The organism is Pseudomonas sp. GW456-L12 (assembly GCF_059424045.1).
This window is the reverse complement of the sequence record NZ_JBWKZA010000002.1, coordinates 356297-375191: the sequence shown is the minus strand read 5'-3', so window position 1 is coordinate 375191 and position 18895 is coordinate 356297. Positions and strand designations below refer to the sequence as shown.

At 59.6% G+C, this 18895-nt stretch carries 20 protein-coding genes and 1 tRNA gene; 9 read left to right on the top strand and 12 right to left on the bottom strand.

The window, feature by feature from the left end:
- Window positions 1-191: 191 nt before the first annotated feature.
- Window positions 192-1634 (top strand): magnesium transporter, encoded by a 1443-nt coding sequence (gene mgtE / locus AC07Y9_RS04225; RefSeq protein WP_007921578.1) that lies wholly within the window; start codon window positions 192-194, stop codon window positions 1632-1634.
- 143 nt (window positions 1635-1777) lie between these two features.
- Here the strand turns inward: mgtE and AC07Y9_RS04220 are convergent, their stop codons facing one another.
- Window positions 1778-2104 carry an Arc family DNA-binding protein gene (locus AC07Y9_RS04220; protein WP_003178899.1) on the bottom strand — a complete coding sequence of 109 codons (327 nt, stop codon included), beginning with the start codon at window positions 2102-2104 and terminating at the stop codon, window positions 1778-1780.
- 111 nt (window positions 2105-2215) lie between these two features.
- On the opposite strand from AC07Y9_RS04220, the gene AC07Y9_RS04215 reads away from it, so the two are divergent.
- Window positions 2216-2356, top strand: coding sequence for a hypothetical protein (locus tag AC07Y9_RS04215; protein WP_173679801.1), 141 nt, complete (start codon window positions 2216-2218; stop codon window positions 2354-2356).
- Window positions 2357-2485: 129 nt separating this feature from the next.
- Window positions 2486-3070, top strand: coding sequence for a phosphonate metabolism protein/1,5-bisphosphokinase (PRPP-forming) PhnN (gene phnN, locus AC07Y9_RS04210; protein ID WP_102680563.1), 585 nt, complete (start codon window positions 2486-2488; stop codon window positions 3068-3070).
- Here the strand turns inward: phnN and AC07Y9_RS04205 are convergent.
- A complete protein-coding gene (locus AC07Y9_RS04205) occupies window positions 3045-3224 on the bottom strand; it encodes a PA3371 family protein (RefSeq protein WP_009045153.1) in 180 nt (59 codons plus the stop codon). The two genes, phnN and AC07Y9_RS04205, sit on opposite strands and share 26 nt — an antisense overlap.
- Before the next feature lie 25 nt (window positions 3225-3249).
- On the bottom strand, window positions 3250-3492 hold the full coding sequence (locus AC07Y9_RS04200) for a hypothetical protein (protein WP_009045152.1): 243 nt from the start codon (window positions 3490-3492) through the stop codon (window positions 3250-3252).
- A 297-nt stretch (window positions 3493-3789) separates the two neighbouring features.
- Between AC07Y9_RS04200 and AC07Y9_RS04195 the strand changes: the two genes are divergently transcribed.
- Both AC07Y9_RS04195 and AC07Y9_RS04190 read left to right on the top strand, forming a co-directional pair.
- Window positions 3790-3866: transfer RNA gene (locus AC07Y9_RS04195), tRNA-Arg, on the top strand.
- Window positions 3867-3964: 98 nt separating this feature from the next.
- Complete coding sequence (locus AC07Y9_RS04190; protein ID WP_102680564.1) at window positions 3965-5143, top strand: ankyrin repeat domain-containing protein; 1179 nt, start codon at window positions 3965-3967, stop codon at window positions 5141-5143.
- A 19-nt stretch (window positions 5144-5162) separates the two neighbouring features.
- Here AC07Y9_RS04190 and AC07Y9_RS04185 read toward each other — a convergent pair whose 3' ends face one another.
- The 4 genes from AC07Y9_RS04185 to AC07Y9_RS04170 form a co-directional block, all read right to left on the bottom strand.
- Window positions 5163-6284 (bottom strand): DegT/DnrJ/EryC1/StrS family aminotransferase, encoded by a 1122-nt coding sequence (locus AC07Y9_RS04185; protein ID WP_102680565.1) that lies wholly within the window; start codon window positions 6282-6284, stop codon window positions 5163-5165.
- On the bottom strand, window positions 6281-6679 hold the full coding sequence (locus AC07Y9_RS04180; protein ID WP_009045148.1) for a sugar 3,4-ketoisomerase: 399 nt from the start codon (window positions 6677-6679) through the stop codon (window positions 6281-6283). The genes AC07Y9_RS04185 and AC07Y9_RS04180 overlap by 4 nt, the downstream gene beginning before the upstream one ends.
- Entirely contained in the window at window positions 6676-8244 is a 1569-nt protein-coding gene (locus tag AC07Y9_RS04175) for a glycosyltransferase family 61 protein (RefSeq protein WP_102690451.1), read from the bottom strand. The genes AC07Y9_RS04180 and AC07Y9_RS04175 overlap by 4 nt, the downstream gene beginning before the upstream one ends.
- A gap of 77 nt (window positions 8245-8321) precedes the next feature.
- On the bottom strand, window positions 8322-9254 hold the full coding sequence (locus tag AC07Y9_RS04170; protein WP_053262284.1) for a phytanoyl-CoA dioxygenase family protein: 933 nt from the start codon (window positions 9252-9254) through the stop codon (window positions 8322-8324).
- Between the two features lie 387 nt (window positions 9255-9641).
- Between AC07Y9_RS04170 and AC07Y9_RS04165 the strand changes: the two genes are divergently transcribed.
- Both AC07Y9_RS04165 and AC07Y9_RS04160 read left to right on the top strand, forming a co-directional pair.
- Window positions 9642-11246, top strand: a complete 1605-nt coding sequence (locus AC07Y9_RS04165) for a tetratricopeptide repeat-containing response regulator (RefSeq protein ID WP_007921613.1) — start codon at window positions 9642-9644, stop codon at window positions 11244-11246.
- Window positions 11243-11935 carry a sensor histidine kinase gene (locus AC07Y9_RS04160; RefSeq protein WP_053262282.1) on the top strand — a complete coding sequence of 231 codons (693 nt, stop codon included), beginning with the start codon at window positions 11243-11245 and terminating at the stop codon, window positions 11933-11935. Before AC07Y9_RS04165 ends, AC07Y9_RS04160 begins: the two co-directional genes overlap by 4 nt.
- Here the strand turns inward: AC07Y9_RS04160 and AC07Y9_RS04155 are convergent.
- Window positions 11923-12852 carry a LysR family transcriptional regulator gene (locus tag AC07Y9_RS04155; RefSeq protein ID WP_219734996.1) on the bottom strand — a complete coding sequence of 310 codons (930 nt, stop codon included), beginning with the start codon at window positions 12850-12852 and terminating at the stop codon, window positions 11923-11925. The genes AC07Y9_RS04160 and AC07Y9_RS04155 overlap by 13 nt on opposite strands.
- A gap of 50 nt (window positions 12853-12902) precedes the next feature.
- Window positions 12903-13859, bottom strand: a complete 957-nt coding sequence (gene speB / locus AC07Y9_RS04150; protein ID WP_007921619.1) for an agmatinase — start codon at window positions 13857-13859, stop codon at window positions 12903-12905.
- Window positions 13860-14336: 477 nt separating this feature from the next.
- Here speB and AC07Y9_RS04145 point away from each other — a divergent pair, with 477 nt between their 5' ends.
- Window positions 14337-15578, top strand: a complete 1242-nt coding sequence (locus tag AC07Y9_RS04145; RefSeq protein WP_173679803.1) for a glutamine synthetase family protein — start codon at window positions 14337-14339, stop codon at window positions 15576-15578.
- Between the two features lie 70 nt (window positions 15579-15648).
- A complete protein-coding gene (locus tag AC07Y9_RS04140) occupies window positions 15649-17031 on the top strand; it encodes an MFS transporter (protein WP_007921621.1) in 1383 nt (460 codons plus the stop codon).
- 57 nt (window positions 17032-17088) lie between these two features.
- Here AC07Y9_RS04140 and AC07Y9_RS04135 read toward each other — a convergent pair whose 3' ends face one another.
- The 3 genes from AC07Y9_RS04135 to flgM form a co-directional block, all read right to left on the bottom strand.
- Window positions 17089-17835 carry a flagellar brake protein gene (locus AC07Y9_RS04135; RefSeq protein WP_009045140.1) on the bottom strand — a complete coding sequence of 249 codons (747 nt, stop codon included), beginning with the start codon at window positions 17833-17835 and terminating at the stop codon, window positions 17089-17091.
- A 95-nt stretch (window positions 17836-17930) separates the two neighbouring features.
- Window positions 17931-18398: a flagella synthesis protein FlgN gene (locus AC07Y9_RS04130; RefSeq protein ID WP_007921623.1), complete on the bottom strand. Its 468-nt coding sequence runs from the start codon at window positions 18396-18398 to the stop codon at window positions 17931-17933.
- A 50-nt stretch (window positions 18399-18448) separates the two neighbouring features.
- Window positions 18449-18769: a flagellar biosynthesis anti-sigma factor FlgM gene (flgM, locus tag AC07Y9_RS04125; RefSeq protein ID WP_009045139.1), complete on the bottom strand. Its 321-nt coding sequence runs from the start codon at window positions 18767-18769 to the stop codon at window positions 18449-18451.
- Window positions 18770-18895: the final 126 nt, after the last annotated feature.

Genomic DNA, 18895 nt, shown 5'->3' with positions numbered 1-18895 from the left:
CTTGTTCTTGCCATGATTTTTTAACGTTTAAAGCCGTCAAGCGGTGTATGATTGCGCCCGTCAGCCCCGCCGGGGCTTGTGGAATACCTCCATGGACTTACCCAGTAGTTACTCAGTATCCCGTTTTTACAATCATGAATTGACTGATTGATCCTTCCGGCGTGCTCCTCTGCTGGGAGTGGAGTTCGCCTATGACCGAAGTAGAAGTAAAGAAAACACAAGACAGCCTGCAGGATCGCCTCGCTCAAGTCGTTGAGCTGCTGCAGCGCCAGCGGGTGGTCGAAGACCTGACTCATCGTCAGGAAGGTCATCATCAGGATCGGGTCGAGAACCTGGTCCACCGGCAAAACCTTGTCGAGCTGCAACGCAAGCTCGACGATCTGCACTCTGCCGACGTTGCCTATATCCTTGAAGCCTTGCCGCTCGACGAGCGTCTGACTGTCTGGCAGTTGGTCAAGGCCGAGCGTGACGGCGACATCCTGCTCGAAGTATCCGATTCCGTACGTGAAACCCTGATCGCCGACATGGACGATCATGAGCTCCTGGCTGCTGCCAAGGAGATGGACGCCGACGAACTTGCTGACCTGGCTCCCGAGCTGCCGCGAGACGTTGTCCATGAGCTGATGGAAGCGTTGGACGGCCAGCAGCGCGAGCGCGTTCGCTCCGCCTTGTCGTATGACGAGGAGCAGGTCGGTGCGTTGATGGACTTCGAGATGGTGACCATCCGTGAGGATGTCAGCCTTGAAGTGGTTCTGCGTTATCTGCGTCGCCTCAAAGAGTTGCCAGGCCATACCGACAAGTTGTTCGTCGTCGACTATGACGGCGTGCTCAAGGGGGTGCTGCCCATCAAGCGGTTGCTGGTGAATGATCCGGAGAAACAGGTTTCGGAAGTCATGGCCAGCGACCCGGTAAGTTTCCATCCGGACGAAGATGCCTACGACGCTGCGCAGGCATTCGAGCGCTACGACTTGATCTCGGCGCCGGTGGTCGACAAGAACGGCAAATTGATCGGCCGTCTGACCATCGATGAAATGGTCGACCTGATTCGTGAGGAGAGCGAGACCGAAGTCCTCAACATGGCCGGTCTGCGTGAAGAAGAAGATATTTTTGCCTCGGTCTGGCGTTCCCTGCGCAACCGTTGGGCCTGGCTGGCAATCAACCTGATCACCGCATTTGTCGCTTCGCGAGTGATCGGTCTGTTTGAAGGCTCCATCGAAAAGCTGGTGGCCCTGGCGGCCCTGATGCCGATCGTGGCGGGTATTGGCGGCAACTCGGGTAACCAGACCATCACCATGATCGTTCGCGCCATGGCGCTGGACCAGGTCAGCACCGGCAATACCTCGCGTCTGATGCGCAAGGAGCTGGCGGTGGCCTTGATCAACGGCCTGGTCTGGGGCGGAGTCATCGGTGTGGTGGCTTACCTGCTCTACGGCAGTTGGTCGTTGGGTGTGGTGATGACGGCGGCCATGACGCTCAACCTGTTGCTGGCGGCGCTGATGGGGGTTCTGATTCCGATGACGCTGGCGCGCCTGGGGCGCGACCCAGCCATGGGAGCCAGCGTCATGATCACGGCCATGACCGACAGTGGCGGCTTCTTTATCTTCCTTGGGCTGGCCACCATCTTCCTGCTTTGATCCCGCGTACAGCCCCTCTAATGGGGCTGTATCGTTTTCTCCATCCCCTTGCCACCCAGGCTTCTGTGTTTTGTAGCGTTCGAGCAGCAAATTTCGCGCAAAAAAAAGCCAGCACAAGGCTGGCTCTAGCTTTCGAGGTCGAATCAGGAAGCGTCTGCGGCCATTTCGGCGTCATGGGCGATCAGCGAAACGAGAGCGTTCTGCTGGCGGTGGGAAAGTTGACGGAAACGTTGAAGCAGTTCGCGTTCATGCAAGGAGAGTTCTGGGCTGTCCAGGCGCATGCTCAACTCTTCACCCAAGGCGCCTTCCTGAATAAGACTCTGTTCCAGGCGCGCGATGATTTCGGAGTTCATGCTGCGGTGATGATTGCGAGCCACCTCGGCAATGCGTTCACGCATCCCGTCGGGTAGACGTACGACGAACTTGTCAGCCGTACGGCTGGAATAAATTGCCTGTTTCAATGGGCGCATATATTTAACCGGTTAGTTCAGGGGAGCGGTTCTCGGAATTGGCCGCGGGATGTCAGTTAGGACAAGCGTTGCTGCCAAATGTTCAACCTGAATTGTTAAGAGGCCCGCATCATGCCTCAAGATAGCCAGATCCTTGGCGTCAATTCTGTGACAAATATTGAACTGGGTAAAGGCGTTATGCCAGCACCAATTATCAGAAATGCGGACTGGTTTGAAAAGATTGCCTGGTCCGCCTATCTGCCCGCGTCCTGATGTCCGATGGTAGTGCGCTTGTGCGTCGCCAGACGGGCATGCATGCGGATCCGATCATTGTTTCCTACCTTGTACAGGATAGTGGCAAATTGCCGATTTACTAGGCTGCGAGTGCCATGGAGTCTTCAAATGCCAGGCAGATTGATTTATTTGATGGGGCCTTCCGGATCGGGAAAGGACAGCCTGATCGAGGCTGCGCGCCGTCCTCTGGCGCAGCTCGGCTGTGATGTGGTGCGGCGGGTGATCACCCGCTCCGCGGAATCCGTGGGGGAAGCGGCCCATGGGGTAAGTGCTGACGAGTTCGAGCGTCTTGAGCGGCAGGGCGCCTTTGCCTTGTGCTGGCGGGCCAATGGCCTGGCCTACGGAATTCCCGTGCAGATCGACGAATGGCTGGCCAGTGGGCGTCATGTCCTGATCAATGGCTCCAGGGCTCACCTGGATCAGGCTCGCCAGCGTTATCCGGAGCTTTTGGCGATTCTGTTAACGGTGGACATCGACGTGCTGCGGCAAAGACTGATGAACCGCGGTCGCGAAAGTGCGGCGCAGATCGAGGCGAGACTCAAGAGAAGCGCTCTTTTTTCCGCTGAGGGCGGGCCTGTGCTGGGAGAGTCCGTGTTTTTTCTGGATAACTCGAGCGAGCTGTCCGTGACGCTTGAGCGTTTTCTGAAGCTATTGAGGTCGCAGGGGATCAGCGCAATACGGGGTCGAACTTGATTTTACGTCCCAACACCAGCGCCAGCAGGAACAGGCCGGAAAAAACACCACAGGCAACCAGGGGCGCATCACCCAGAGTATTTTCAGTGGTGAAGCAACCCAGTGTGGCACTGAGTATTGCCAGGATGAGAAGGCCTTTGGCAAGTCGGGACATTAACAGGCTCCTGATGGGGTGATATTCAAAATACCCAGCTTTCGGGTCTTGGATTGGCAGGTAGAACAACGGCTTCTGGGGCATCGGCGACCTGTGCCATGCCAGGATTCTCCGATGCGCTGCTCATCACAGCCAATTGCGGGGCCTGGTGTTGCGCGTAGTGGGCCCTGTACTGGGGGCTCTGATCCGCGCTGCCATCAGGCTGAAAGTGGAAGACCACCAGTACGGCGATGGCAATGGCATTCGATAGAAGAAGGGCGCTGTTCATGGGCTTGATCTCCACTGTTCTTTCATAGAGAGGAAGCAGCGCTCATGCCAAGAGTCTAACCTCTAATAAACCCTTTAAAAACAATGATTTGATAGGGTTTTTAGACGATGGCGGATTGCATTCTGCAATGATGGCTTTTTGCAGTGATGCAATTTGCACGGCAGCTCTGGCAAGTTGCCTGATGATCAGAGGCCGCCACCGGTTAAAAAGCCCTACTCACAACATGACAAAAGCAGGGCTGGCCGTTAACATGCACGCCGTCCTTTGCGCCGCGGCAGTACACGCGGTGGTCAATTTGTCCCAGTAGCTCAATTGGATAGAGCATCCCCCTCCTAAGGGGAAGGTTGGCAGTTCGAACCTGCCCTGGGACACCATCTATTTCCGGGCTTTCAGGCCAAACGTGGTTTTCGTCTTTATTTCCTGGTAACGGCTACGTTTGGTACACGCAGTTCTCGATGCTGTGGAGTCACCCATGATTGTCATTGCTGGAAAAAACAATATTTCGGTATTTGGCCTGGAACGGGCTCTGCGACAATTTTCGCCCGACGAAATTGCCGTGGTCTGCAACCGTAACGATACGGGCGTCGATGGTTGGCAACGTTCGTTGCGGGCGGCCGCGCAAAAGTATGGTGTGCGTGAGATCAGCCTGGAGGCGGCTTATGAAGTAGCGTCCATCGCGTTCATTTCCCTGGAGTTCGACCGGATCGTCGTGCCTGGGCGCTTCTCCATCAGTCGTGTGTTCAACATTCATTTCTCAAGGCTGCCCGAATACAAGGGTATGTTTACCTCGGTCTGGCCGTTGCTGGAGTCCAGGGCCGAGGCGGGCGTGACCCTGCATTTCATTGACCGGGGTATCGATACTGGGGACATCGTTGCGCAACAGGTATTCCCGATCCCATCCTGGTGGACCTGCCGCGATCTCTATTTCGCCTTTAATCAGCATGCCGGCCAGTTGCTGGAGCAGTGGTTTGCCAGGTTGGTCGATGATGGCGTCAGAGCGCAGCCACAGAGTGCGGTGGGATCCAGCTACTTTTCAAAGGACGCCATCGACTATGGGGCGTTGAAGATCGATCCGCTGTCGACGGCCTGGGCGCTACGCAACCAGATCAGGGCGTTCGCCTTTCGTGAATATCAATTCTTGCGCTGGGATGGGAAACCGGTGGTCTCGGCGACGATTCTGCCTGGGCGTTCGCAATTCAAGGCCGGGACCCTGATCAGCACAACTGACGATTATGTCGAGCTCTGCACCATCGATTATGACGTCCGGCTGAATTTTGATCGGTTGTCGGAGATGCTTAAGGCTTGTGAACGAGGCGATCTGGAGGCGGTGGTGGCACTGCAGGCCAATATTGCCGGTTACAACGATGCCAACCCGCAAGGCTGGACGCCGCTGATCGTCGCCAGTTATGCGGGCGCCTATGAGGTGGTTGACTGGCTGTTACAGCAGGGGGCCGACCCGGAGCGGACCAACAACAAAGGCACGACGCCCTTGATGTATGCCAAGGATGCTTACCTCGCCGGGCGTTGTCGTAAAACCTTTCAGTTGTTGCTGCGCAAGGGAGCGAGGCTGGAGGCTGCCGACCATTGCGGTCGGGCACTCGCCGACTATGTGACTGACGAGCAGTTCGCTCAGTTGCGAGGTGCTTTCTAGGCACCTCGCAACAGGCGCATCAGTGGGCGGTGAACTGGTTGATGGCGGTGACAATGCGTTGCTGCTGTTCCTGGCCCAATGTCGGATAGATCGGCAATGACAGGATCGAGTCATGCAGCGGCGCCCGGGATGCCTGGGAGGTCCTGGCCAGATCGCTGTAGGCCCGCTGCTCGGTGATCGCCAGTGGGTAGTGAACCAGGCATTGGATGCCACGCTCGGCCAGATGCGCCTTCAATTGATCGCGCCATGGGCAGGTAATGACATACAGGTGCCAGACATGCGCGCTCGCAGTCGTCACCGAGGGCAGGGTGATTCCCGGGTGCCGGATGTGTTCGCTGTAGTAGCGGGCGATGCTGCGTCGACGGGCAGTATCGCTGTCCAGGTGCGCCAACTTCACTCCCAGCATCGCGGCCTGGATTTCATCGAGGCGGCTGTTCACCCCCTGATGATCGTGCTGGTATTTGACGCGCGAACCGTAGTTGCCCAGCGCCCGGACCAAGGTTGCCAGCTCGGCATCGTTGGTAGTGATGGCTCCGCCGTCGCCCAGGGCTCCGAGGTTCTTGCCGGGGTAGAAGCTGAACGCCGCGGCATCGCCCCAGTTGCCGGCCTTGCGCCCGGCCAGCTCGGCGCCATGGGCCTGGGCGGCATCTTCGAGCACCAGCAGGCCATGCTTGTGGGCCAGCGCCATGATCTGCGGCATCGGCGACAGCTGCCCATAAAGATGCACCGGCAGGATCACCCGGGCTTTTTCCGAGATGGCCCGTTCGACGGCTTCGACTTCCAGATTGTGGGTAGTCGGGTCCACATCCACCAGGATCGGCGCCAGATCGTTTTCCAGAATGGCCGAGATGGTGGCGATAAAGGTGTTGCTCTGTACTATCACTTCATCACCGGCCTGCAGCCGGCCTTGCTCTTTCCAGGCGCGCAGGATCAGGGTCAGGGCATCCAGGCCGTTAGCGACGCCGATGGCATGCCGGCTGCCGCAGTAATCGGCGAACGCGGCCTCGAATTGCTCAAGCTCACGCCCCATCAGGTACCAGCCGGAGTCGATCACACGGCTACAAGCGGCTTTGAGCTGATCGGCATATTCGTGATTGATGCCTTTCAAATCCAGAAACGGAATATTCATCATTTGGGTCATTGTCCGACCATGTCCATGAACTGGGCATAGTCTCGAACATAGTCGCCTTCTTCGTAGAGTTGATCGGCCAGGACCATCAGCACACAGTCTGGAGAGAAGTCATACATCTCACGCCAGATAAAGGATTCGATCAGCAGGCCCTGGCAAGGATTGTCCAGGGTGATGTCGATTTTTTCCCGACCGTCGTCCAGCAGGAAACGGCACGAGCCGCGTACGGCGATGGCCACCTGCTTGAGGGTCTTATGGGCGTGGTAGCCGCGGCGAACCCCTTCACCGGTATTGAACATGTAGTACACCCGCTTCACCGGGAAGGGGATGTTTTTCCCTTCTTCCAGGGCGATCAGCGAACCACGGTCATCGCCGTGGGTCTGCAGCGGCAGAATGTGAATCTTCATCGCGTCTCCCCTTCGAGCCGTTTCGACAAATGCTGTTGCAGCCAGTTTTCAACGCTCTTGGCGTCGACTCGATAATTTCGGTAATACAGTTCTCGGGAGTCGGTCGAACCCACCCGGTAAGCGATGTAGTCCATTTCCACGCCAACGATCGCCGCCAGGTTGGAAAAACACGACAGCTGCCCATACTCCTCGGCCATCCAGCACAGCGCGCGGGCGTTTTTCGAGGCGAAAATCAGATTGGTCCAGGCCGCGCCGGTGGGGCCGACTATGACTTCGGCATTGGCCATGATCGCCACCTGATGGCTGATGTCCTGTTCCTCCATGTACACGCAGGTAAACCCATAGGGTTCCAGCAGCTTGAGGATTTCGGCCTGGTTGTAGTGCCGGAGAAAACCTTTGCGGGCCAGGAATACTCGCTTGGGGAGTTCGCTGGTGGGGATGTCATGGGCCAGACGCAGGGCTTTTTCCCGCAGGAAGTTGATCGATTCCGGGCGTGCGAAGCCGCTGCTGGCACTGTTCTGTGCCACGCCTTTGAAGTTCGGGATCATGTTGTTGGGCGCGCTGATCAGCAGCAGGTCGGCCACCTGATAGCTGGTGATGTTGTCCAGGAGTACCAGCGGTCGGTCAACGCCAATCGCCTCGATCAGGGCCTTGATCGAGGGAATGTTCTGGCTGCTCTTGGAGATCAGCAGTGGATAGTCCGCATATTGCGGCGGCAGTTCGGCCACGAATTGCAGTTGAGACAAGACTTCTACCGTCCAGTGGTAATAGTTCTGCTCGTTACAGCCGCTGATCAGCAGGCCTTTTTCCAGCTCGATGGGTTTGCCGGTCCTGACCAGGGCCAGGCGCTGGCCGTGGTAGAGCAGGTGCGCAGCACTATAGTCGGCCTGCGAGGATTTTGCCGTGGGCACTCGCTCCAGCACCAATTGCCCGCCGGGCAGTATCACCGAACGGGACACCGAGCAGAATTGTCCCTGCCGGAAGTGATACAGGGCGATCTCGGGTAACGCCAGGGTGATCGCTGGTGTCGATTGATGGAGGAACCGTGGGGGCTGGCTGGTGCCCGGTTGGCTCGGGCGAAAGACATGGACCTTGTGCTCGTCGCTTTCATCCAGCCAGCGCAAGGCCAGGCGCCGGGTATCCTGGCGTCGAAAAAACAGTCGATACAGCAGGTCGCTGATCAGTCCCGGCTTTCTGCACAGTCGTTCATAGCCCAGTTGCTCGAGGCGTTTGCCAATGCGCTGGAACCATGGGAGCTGCGAGCTGATCTGCGCGCCATGGAACACTTCGACTTTTTGCTCGTTGATGGCCAGTTTCTCAGTGAGCTGCGGATGGATCTCGCGGTAGTAATCACTGGCGATGATGATCTTGTCGAAAGCCAGCGAACTCAATTGTTGAGGCGCGTGGATCAACTTGCCGAACAGGCGCTGGCCCTGCTTCTGCTGATTGTTATCGACGAAGCCGATCACCCTGTAGCGGCGGCGGTTGTACTTGTAGAAGTTGACCCCGCCGGCGCCGGTGCCGAATATCAGCACCCGCGCTTTTTGTCCAAACCCTGTCGACACATTGACCTCGTCTTGCTGGTGCTGCCGGTGGTAGATCGTCACCCGAGCGGTTCGCCCGCTCGGTAAAGGCGGTGACGCTAGCCATTGTTATTGATGATGTTGCCCTTGATCTGGGCGATACCCTTGGCGTTCAGGTCGCGTCGGGTCCTTACCGGTTGCAACTCACCCTGGATCGCACCGTTGATGGTGTCGATCGCGGTCTTGCCGGTATTGCCTCGGGACTTGCCCAGCAGATAACGCAGCGACAGGCGGAACTGCTCCGACTCGTTGGCCACCGGTCGTGTGCCATGCAAGGTGCAGTTATGCCAGAGCCCGACGTAACCCGGCCCGCCGGTCAGCCGGTAATCCTGGCAGGGCATCTGCTGTCCATGATCGTCGGCGTAGGTCCATTGGTCGTGCTCCTGATGTTCCAGTCGATGCGGGAACAGCGTGGCGCCAAAGCGGTGAGTGCCGGGCATCAGGTGCAGGGGCGAGTCGTTTTCGGTGACGTCGTGCAGGTAAACATACAGGGTCAGAAAGGTCGAGGGGTCGAGTTCCACCCGGCCCTGGGGCCAATCGATGATGTCCTGGTGGAAGTCGATCCCGCGAAAGTAGGTGATGTCGCGAAAGGGTTTTTTGATATAGGGCCCCAGGTTCGCCACATTCACATCGCGGATCTTTTCCCGCACCCAGTCCGGCAGCCACGAATCCGGTACGCCGCACACCGCTTTCTTGATCACCACCTCATAGTCGGCGCCTAGCACTTCATCGAGGACCGCAGTGAGGCGCGGATCCTGCTCGATGAACTGCAATTGCGACTCGAAGCCATTGAGGAAGTTGAAGGTCTTGTTCGGGTTGGCGTTGAGGTGGTTTTCCTGGGCCAGGTATTCAGCCTCGTCCATGAACAGCCCGGCCCCGAAGGCCCGTGCGGCGATCATTTCGCGGTACAGCGCCTGCGTGCGGTCAGCGTCCAGGATCTCGCCGAAGATATGGGCGCCCTGGTCGATGAGGTTTTGGATACAGGTTTGCATGTTGCGCTCGTTTTGACTGTTGCTGTCTGTCTGCAAGGTATCGGCGTGGCTGGCTTAAAGTTGATGCCGCGCGGCTGATATTCCCGATGGAGTTTGCCGCAACCGGAGCTGGCGGGCGGCGCGAGCAAGGATATCGAATGCTTTTGGCAACTATCTATAAGGGAACGCCAGAATCGGCCGATAACCCCATGGATGTTGTTGCAGGTCAAATGGCGGGGCCATGGACCGAGTGTCCGGCGAGAGCGGGCGGGCGCCATTGTGGGTTGATGTAGAATGCATTGATGGCCTGTGGCCATTATCGTTGTCCGGGGGCAACAAGGGTGACGACCTTGAGCGTGTCCTGCTGTTGCCGCGGACTTCATCTTTTTTACGGGTCTGGAATCTTCGATGCTGGCGTACCACCAAAAAAGCTTTTTGATCGTCGATGATTTCTCGGATTTCCGCAGTTCTGTCCGGTCCATGCTGCGTGAGCTGGGCGTCAAGGACGTAGACACTGCCGATACAGGCGAGCAGGCGCTGCGCATGTGCGCGCAAAAGCGTTATGACTTCATCCTGCAGGATTACCACCTGGGCGACGGCAAGAAGAATGGTCAGCAGGTGCTCGAAGACCTGATGACCGACAAGCTGATCAGCCATGAGAGCGTGTTTCTCATGGTCACCGCCGAGACCAGCCAGTCGATGGTGCTCAGCGCCCTCGAGCACGAGCCGGACGCCTATCTGACCAAGCCTTTCAACCGCTCCAGTCTGGCTCAGCGGCTGGAGCGGCTGCAGCAGCGCAAGTCGTTGCTCAAGCCGATCCTGCAGGCGCTCGATCGCGGCAAGCCGCTCGAGGTGCTCAATGCCTGCATCGCCCTGTGCAAGCAGGATCCGCGTTATGCGCCGTTGTGCCTGCGTTACCGGGCCGATGCCTTGCGTGACATGAATCAGAACGAGGCGCTGGAGCGGTTGTACGAGAGCATCCTGGCGGATCGCCCGTTGCCGTGGGCCTATGTCGGCCTGGGGCGTCTGCTGTTCAAGCGTGGCCAGGTGACCCAGGCCAAGGCCATCTATGAAAAGGCCTTGAAGGCGTTTCCGATGATGCCGGCGCTCTACGATGGCATGGCCGATGTGTTGCTCGCCGAGGGTGATTCCAAGCGCGCCCAGAGTGTGCTGGAGGAGGCGGTGCGCCTGTCGCCGCTGGCCGTGCGCCGGCAAGCGCTGCTGGGCAAGCTGGCGATGACCAACGAAGACTTCGAGACCGCATCCAAGGCCTATCGCCAGGCGGTATCGCAAGGCGCGCAATCGCGTTTCAAGGATCCGGAAAGCAACCTTGGCCTGGCCCATGCGTTGATCAGCAAGGGCAGCGAGAGGGGCCTGGATACCCGCACGCGCCTGGAAATCAACAGCACCCTGAGTGCGGTGGCCAAGGAAAACCCCAGCGATCCGGGGCTGCAGATTCGCGCGCGCCTGATGAAGGCCACCAGCCTGTTGCTCAACGATGCTGAAACGGCGGAAAAACTCACCGAGCAGGCGATGCTGCGTCTGGACGGGATGGAGCAGTTCATGAGCCCGGAAGCGGCGTTGCTGGTGGCCAAGCAACTGCAGATGCTGGGACAGGCCGATGCCGGTGCATCGATGCTGAAAAACTGTGCGGAAATCTACGGCGACGACCCGAAGGTGATGGAAGGCATTGCCAAGCTCACCGATGACCCGGCGATTCTCAACTCTGCCAACGCGGCGGCGGACATGAACCGTCAAGGCGTGCGCAGCTACAAGGCCGGCGCGTTGGGTGAAGCCCGGGATCTGTTCCGTCGGGCCCTGGCCATGCAACCGAAGAACATCAGTATTGCCCTGAACATGGCGCAGTCGCTATTGCACGGCACCGACATCACCCAGGACACGGCACTGCTGGATGAGTGCCGGACCTGCCTGAAAATGGTCGGCCTGATGCCCGATACCGACGCGCGTTATCCGCGTTATCAGAAGCTGCGAAGCAAGGCGTTTGGCGAATGAATACCCACGAACAGGCTCTCGACTTTTCCACGGTGATCGCCTCTACCGTGCACGACATGAAGAACTCCCTGACCCTGCTCATGCAGGCCCATGCCCAGTGGCTGGCGGCACTGCCGCAGGCGCACCAGGGCACGCCGGAGCAGGGCGTGATGGAGTTCGAGTTTGCCCATCTCAACGGCATGCTGGTGCAACTGCTGGGGCTCTACAAACTGGGGGTCAACCAGTTGCCGGTGCAGCCGGGTTACCACGAACTGGATGACTTCATCGAGGCGCAACTGGTCAGCCATCAGGATGTGTTCGCCAGTCGTGGCATTGCCGCGACCTATGAAGTCGATCCCTTGACCCCCCTGGGGTTCTTCGATCGGGAATTGATCGCCTCGGTGCTGGACAACTGCATCAACAACGCCATTCGTTATGCGCGCCATGCGTTGCTGGTCAGCGTGCACGATGAAGGCGGGCAGACGGTGCTGACGATCAATGACGATGGCGAGGGTTATCCGCAGCCGATGATCGATAACCAGGCCGACTACGTGCAAGGCATCAATCACAGCAGCGGCAGCACCGGCCTGGGGTTGTACTTCGCCGGGCGCATTGCCGCGCTGCATCAGCGCAACGGTGTCTGCGGACGTACCGAGATTCGCAACGGCGGGCCTTTGGGCGGCGGTGTGTTCAGCCTCTACCTGCCCTGAGCCAGCTGCTGTTGCGCTTGCTCCAGGGCCTGTAGAAAGCAGGTCAGGGCGGCTTTCGGCTCCTGGCCCTGACGGGTGATGCAGTGAAAGGTCGAACGATAGGCCAGGCGCTGCGGTAACAGGGCGCGCATTTGGCCCCTGGCCACCCAGTTGGCGGCATAGTGGCTGGGCAGGTAACCCAGATAGCTGTCGGAAAACACCAGGGTGGCAATCGCTTCCATGGTGTAGACGGTGGCGCTCTGCAAAAAATACAGGCCATGGGGGCGTTGGTTCTCAGCCATGTAGCCACGGCCGACATAGGGTGTGTTGCATATTTCTTCCAGGGTCAGGTCAGTGTCGCTGCGTTGAAACAGCGGGTGCCCAGCAGCGCAATAGAGGTTTTGTTCCTCCTCGAACAGCGGCTGGTAGCGCAGCCCGGAGAGCTGGTGGTGGAAGGCTCCGATGGCCAGGTGCAGGCGCTCGTCGAGCACGGCCTGTTCAAGCTCGTCGGGACGCAGTATGTGCAGGCCCAGGCGGACTTCCGGCAGGCGCTGGCGGAACAGGCTGATGGCCAGGGGCAATGGCGCATAGGACAGGCTGAGCATGCTGTCGACATTGCCGATCTGCAGATGGTCGCGTGCCGGCCCGCCGAGTTGGTTGGCCTGCTGCCGAAAGCGCTCGATGTCGCGAAACAGCAACTGCGCAGCATCGAACAGTTCCAGGCCTTCCTCGGTCAATTGGAAGCCACTGCTACCGCGTCGGCACAGTGAGCAGCCCAGGCGTTCCTCGAGATCGCGTACCACCACGCTCAGGCGCGACAGGCTGGTATTGAGCCTGGCCTGGGCCGCGGTGAAACCACCGGCGTCGACTATGGTGCAAAAGACCCGCAGCATGCGCAGGTCGATATCGGATAGGCTGCCCAGCACATTGGCCTCCATCAGGCGCGGCAAGGGGATGGGCAAAGCCTACACCGGTGCGGATCTCCGAGTCAGCGGCGAGAGGCGATGGATTCGGCCAGCAGGCACATCAGCTCGAACATCATGGTCGCCCCCACCAGCGCCGTGGCGCCGCCGACGTCGAAGGGCGGCGACACTTCCACCACATCGGCTCCGATCAGGTTCAGGCCGCGCAGGCCACGGATCAACTGCTGGGCCTCCAGGGTGGTCATGCCGCCTATTTCCGGGGTACCGGTGCCGGGGGCGAAGGCCGGATCCAGCACGTCGACATCGAAGCTGACATAGGTCGGGCCGTCACCGACCACGCGTCGGACCTCGGCCAGGGTGGCGGCGACGCCGATCTCGGCAAACTCTTCCATATGGATCACGCGGATGCCGGTCTCGGCAGCGAAGGCCTCGTCATCGGCCGAATAGACCGAGCCACGGATACCGATCTGCACGGTGCGTCGCGGGTCCAGCAGGCCTTCCTCCACGGCACGCCGGAACGGTGTGCCGTGGGTGTAGGGATTGTTGCCGAAATAGCGGTCGTTGGTATCGGAGTGAGCGTCGAAATGCACCATGCCGATTGGCCGCTGGCGGGCGAGGGCGCGAAAGATCGGCAAGGTCACCAGATGGTCGCCGCCAACGGCCAGGGGCACGGCACCGGCTTCGTGCAAGTCGCGGAAAAAGGCTTCTATGCGCGATAGCGAGTCCAGCAGGTCGATGGGGTTGACGGGAGCGTCGCCGAGATCGCCGATGCGCACCAGGTCATAGGGGGCGATACGGCTGACATGGTGCACCTTGCGCATCAGGCTGGAGAGGTTGCGCACTTCTCGCGGGCCATGCCTGGCGCCGGCGCGGTTGGTGGTGCCGCCGTCCCAGGGCACTCCGACCAGGGCGATCTGCACCTGGGCCGGGTCATCAAAGACCGGCAGGCGCATGAAGCTCGGAATCCCGGCGAAGCGTGGTACCAGCGCTGCGTCCACGGGTTGGGGAAAATCATTGGGCATGGTGGAGCTCCTGTGGCGAATGGGAGCGGCATGTGTCTGCTCCCTGGGTAAGCGCTGTCAATGGTTTCGATGGACGGCGCGGCGGCCGGGCTGGTCAGCAGGGGCCTTGCGCATGCCTCACCAGCCGAGTCCGGCCAAGCGAGTTGGCGGGGGCGAAAAAATCATAGGGCGGGCGTGGCAGGCCGATAAATCATCAGCTCGGCAAGCTGGCTTGTGTTTTGTGACAAGTTCCTTGAGAGCGCTCCTTGCGAAGGCATGCCGGATGATGGTTGTTTATCCGGGTATTTCGAGTGTCCCTGCTTGATATTCCGAACAGCCGGAGCCTATTTTGTACGGGTCGCCGTTCTCGGCTCGTACAACAACAAGGATTGAGTCATGACAACCGATGGCCGCAGTTCACTCGCTCAGCGATTGACGGGCATTGACGAGATTGAATGTGTCACTCCGGATCTGAACGGCGTGCCACGGGGCAAGGTGATGACCGCCGAGGGTTTCCTCGAAGGGCGGCGTCTGCAGATGGCCCGTGGGGTGCTGTTGCAATGCATCATGGGGGGGTATCCGCCCGCGCGTTTTTACGGCAGTGACGACGGCGACCTGGCGCTCACTGCCGACCCGCAACAGATTCATCGCCTGCCCTGGAGTTCGCAGCCGCGTGCACTGGCGATTTGCGATGCGGATGAGTTGAGCGGTGAAAGCTCGCGTCTTTCCACCCGGGGCCAGCTCAAAGAGGTCATCGCGCGGTACGCCGCTCGCGGCCTGGCGCCGGTGGTGGCGACCGAGCTGGAATTTTTCGTGTTTGCTCCCAATACCGATCCGACCCAACCCTTCCAGCCGCCCCTTGGCCTGGACGGTCGTCGCGAGGATGGGCATTCGGCGTTCAGCGTCAGTTCCAACAACGGTTTGCGGCCGTTCTTCAGTGAGGTCTATGCCTGCATGGCGGCATTGGGCTTGCCGCGCGATACCTTCATGCATGAAATGGGCGTCAGTCAGTTCGAGATCAATCTGCTGCACGGTGATCCGCTGTTGCTGGCCGACCAGACATTCCTGTTCAAGCACCTGCTCAAGGAAGTGGCGCTCAAGCATGGCCTGACCGTGGTGTGCATGGCCAAGCCGCTGGCGCACACGCCGGGCAGTTCGATGCATATTCACCAGAGCTTGGTGGACTCGGCCAGCGGGCGTAACGTGTTCAGTGATGAGGCCGGAGAGCCGACCGCGATGTTCCGCCACTTCATTGGCGGGCTGCAGGCGGGGATGGCGGATTTCACTGCGCTGTTCGCACCGAACGTCAATTCCTACCAGCGCCTGTGCCATCCTTACGCTTCGCCGAACAATGCCTGCTGGTCCCATGACAATCGGGCGGCAGGCCTGCGCATTCCGGCCAGTTCGCCGGTGGCGCGGCGGGTCGAGAACCGCTTGCCGGGCGCCGATGCCAACCCGTATCTGGCGATCGCCGCGAGCCTGGCGGCAGGTTTGCACGGTATCGAAAACGAGCTGGAACCGACGCCGGCGATTCAGGGTGAGTTTGCCGTGCCGGACAGTTTATCTCTGCCTTGTACCTTGCATGCCGCTCTTGAGCGTCTGAAACGTAGCCAGTTGGCCAAGGAATTGTTCGGCAATGAGTTCGTCGAAGGTTACGTCGCTTCGAAGACCATGGAGTTGACCAGTTTCTTTGATGAAATAACTCCCTGGGAGCGGCGCGTCTTAGCGGCCCAGGCTTAACCGAACCGTCGCAGTCGGGCTATCGTCCAGATGGCCCGACACTCAATTCAAGGAGCCGCTCGGAACGCCGATGCGCCAAATCTGGAAATCCTTTCGAGCGCTTTATTTCGCCTCGCTGATGATGTTGATCGGCTCGGGCTTACTCAGTACCTACCTGGCGTTGCGCCTGGCCGCCGATCATGTCGACGGGTTATGGGTGGGGGCCTTGATGGCGGCCAACTATTTCGGCCTGGTGCTGGGCGGGAAAATCGGCCACCGCCTGATTGCCCGGGTCGGCCATATCCGTGCCTACGCCACCTGTGCCGGGATCGTCGGCGCGGCGGTGCTGGGGCATGGCCTGGTGGACTGGTTGCCGGCCTGGCTGGTGCTGCGGATGATCGTCGGCCTGGGCATGATGTGCCAGTACATGGTCATCGAAAGCTGGCTCAACGAGCAGGCCGATGCCAAGCAGCGCGGGCTGGTGTTCAGCGGCTATATGATCGCCTCGTATCTGGGGCTGGTCCTGGGGCAGTTGATTCTGGTCATGCACCCGGCCCTCGGGCTTGAGTTGCTGATGCTGGTGGCCCTGTGTTTTGCCCTGTGCCTGGTGCCGGTGGCCATGACCCGGCGTATTCACCCTGCGCCTTTGCATCCGGCGCCCATGGAACCACGCTTCTTTATCAAGCGCGTTCCGCAGTCGCTGAGTACGGTGCTCGGGTCGGGGCTGATTGTCGGTTCGTTCTATGGTCTGGCACCGCTGTATGCCTCCCAGCAGGGCTTGAGTACCGAGCAGGTCGGCCTGTTCATGGGGAGCTGCATTTTTGCCGGGCTGGTGGTGCAGTGGCCATTGGGATGGCTGTCCGACCGTTATGACCGGGCCCTGCTGATTCGCTGCTTTGCCTGCTTCCTGGCGGTCGTGGCCTTGCCGTTGGCGATTCTGCCCCAGGTGCCACTGGAGGTGCTGTTCGCCCTGGGGTTCCTCTGTTCGCTGGTGCAGTTCTGTCTGTACCCGCTGGCGGTGGCGTTCTCCAACGACCATGTCGAAGGCGATCGGCGGGTCTCGCTGACGGCGATGCTGCTGGTGACCTATGGCGTCGGGGCCAGTGTCGGGCCTTTGGTGGCGGGGGTGCTGATGAAGTTGTTCGGCAGCCAGATGCTCTATGCATTCTTCAGTTTCTTTGCCCTGGTACTGGTCTGGCGCATCCGGCCGAAAGCCGTGACCAACCTGCATCAGGTCGATGATGCGCCGCTGCATCACGTGGCGATGCCGGACAGCATGTCCAGTTCGCCATTGGTGGCCGCGCTCGATCCGCGGGTCGATGAGCAAGTGGTGCAGGATCAGATGCAACAGACCAGCGCACCGGAAGCCGAGCCTCCGGTCGAGACGCCGGCCACGGATGAGGTGGAGGCTGAGGAGCCGGTAGTGAAGCCGGATGAACCAGGGCCGGACCAGTTCAGTGGGGCCAGGCCCTAGAAACGCAAAACGGGCAGCCCCGCAAGGGACTGCCCGTTTTTTATCGACGCTCGAATCTCAGAGGTCGTCTTTGTCGAAGCGCCGGGCTTCGCGTTGCAGCTGATAGACGAAGCGCTCGACCTGGCGTTGAACCAGGCCGCTCATGTTGTGAAAGCGCACACCGGCGAAAGTCGTGTCGATCTTCTCTTCGTGGTGCAGGTAACGCAGTTCCACTGGTGCAGTCATGCTGCCGAAGGGCAGGGCGGCGATAAAACGCTCGTAGACCTGGCCCAGTTGCAGGCGGCCGGAGATGTCGCCCTCGAAGCGCAGCTTGCAGCCGGTGGCGGAGATATCCAGCAGCTTGCCGGCGATCGGCGCCTTGAGTTTTTCGCCGCCCAGTTCGATGTTGACCAGTTGGGCCAGCTTCAGGGCTGCGCGAAAGGCATTGCGGCGCTGGTGATAGACCACTTCGTCTGGCAGGGTGCCGCGGTAGCATCGCCCACCATTGGATTCGTCGATAGTCGGGATGCCATTGCTTTCCCAGGCGATGCGCACGCCTTCGTGAAAGCCTTCGACGCGAAACGGTTCGCCGGCGAGCATGAAGCGTTCGCCATCGCGGGGGATCATTTCGTCCAGGGCAATCATGTTGCTGTCACGATCGATCTCGACCAGATAGCTTTGAAAGCGCTGGCTGCGTTCGTGGAAAGTGATGATCAGCGGGTCATGGCTGTCTTGCAGCAAGCGCAGCGTGGAGTTGATTTCCAAGGGGGTGGTCAGCACCTTGGGTGGCTGTGGCGCATCTTCTGCGTTTACGGCATTGAACACGGTTCATCAATCTCCAGACAAAATACGACTACACGCAATAGCTGGCATTTTGCCAGCATGTTCCGCGACTTGATAGGGCGCGCTCATCTCTGGGGTCAAGCCTGGCTAAGCGGGCGAGGCTTGGCCAGCTTGGCGGTTGAGCCGCGGGCATCATAGAGGGCTGGAGGCTCGCCACCGGTGAGGATTTTCAACTGATTGGCGGTGGTGGCCTGCTGAACCTGGATCGAGCGACCGTTGAGTTCGTTCGCCGCCTGGCAATCGGCAAGCATTTGGGTCAGCACGTCACTCTGGGCCAGTAACTGGTCACCAATCGAGGAGTGACTGGCCAACTGTTCCAGGCCGGCGCGGCTGGCAGGAAGGTTCAGGCTGGCGAGGAGTTCGCTGCGTTTGCGGCCATGCTGCTCGAGCAAAATGATCAGGGCTTGCTTCTGCGCGAGAATCTCTTCCAGCAGCGGCATGTCGCGACCGTGCAGGGCTAGGGATTCGGTGCGCAGCAATTCCAGCAATTGTTGAGCTGGAGCAAAGTCGTCGGTGATCAGTTGCAGCAAATTAGTGTCGTGCATGTATGGCCTTGGGTTTTAAGCGTCCAAAAAACTGGCGCAGGCCTTATTGGCTAGCGCTGGGCTTCGAAATTAAGCAGTTTGCTGGCTACACGGTTGCTGTCGACTTTATAGCTGCCATCGGCAATCGCTTGCTTCAACTCGGCCACGCGGGCGTTGTCGACGGCAGGCTGGTCGCGCAGCTTGTCAGTGATCTTCTGCAACTGTTGAGCCTCATTACTGAGGTGTACCGACTCCCCGCTGGTGCTGGCCTGTTCGGCCGGAGCGTTCAGCGGCGCGGATTTGTCGGCGTCGCCGGTTTCCTTGCTGGCGCTGGTGCGCGTGCTGCCGGTGAGTGAGGGAGAGCTGTTTAAACGGCTGAAATCGATGACCATGGTAAAAAAACCTCTGGGTATTTGGACGCTTGACTTGTTTTCGGCAATACGCCGGAAAACTTTAGGCTCAAATATCGATAAGCCCGCACGCGCCGCTGTTGCCCTGCATGGGCCACAGTTTAGGGG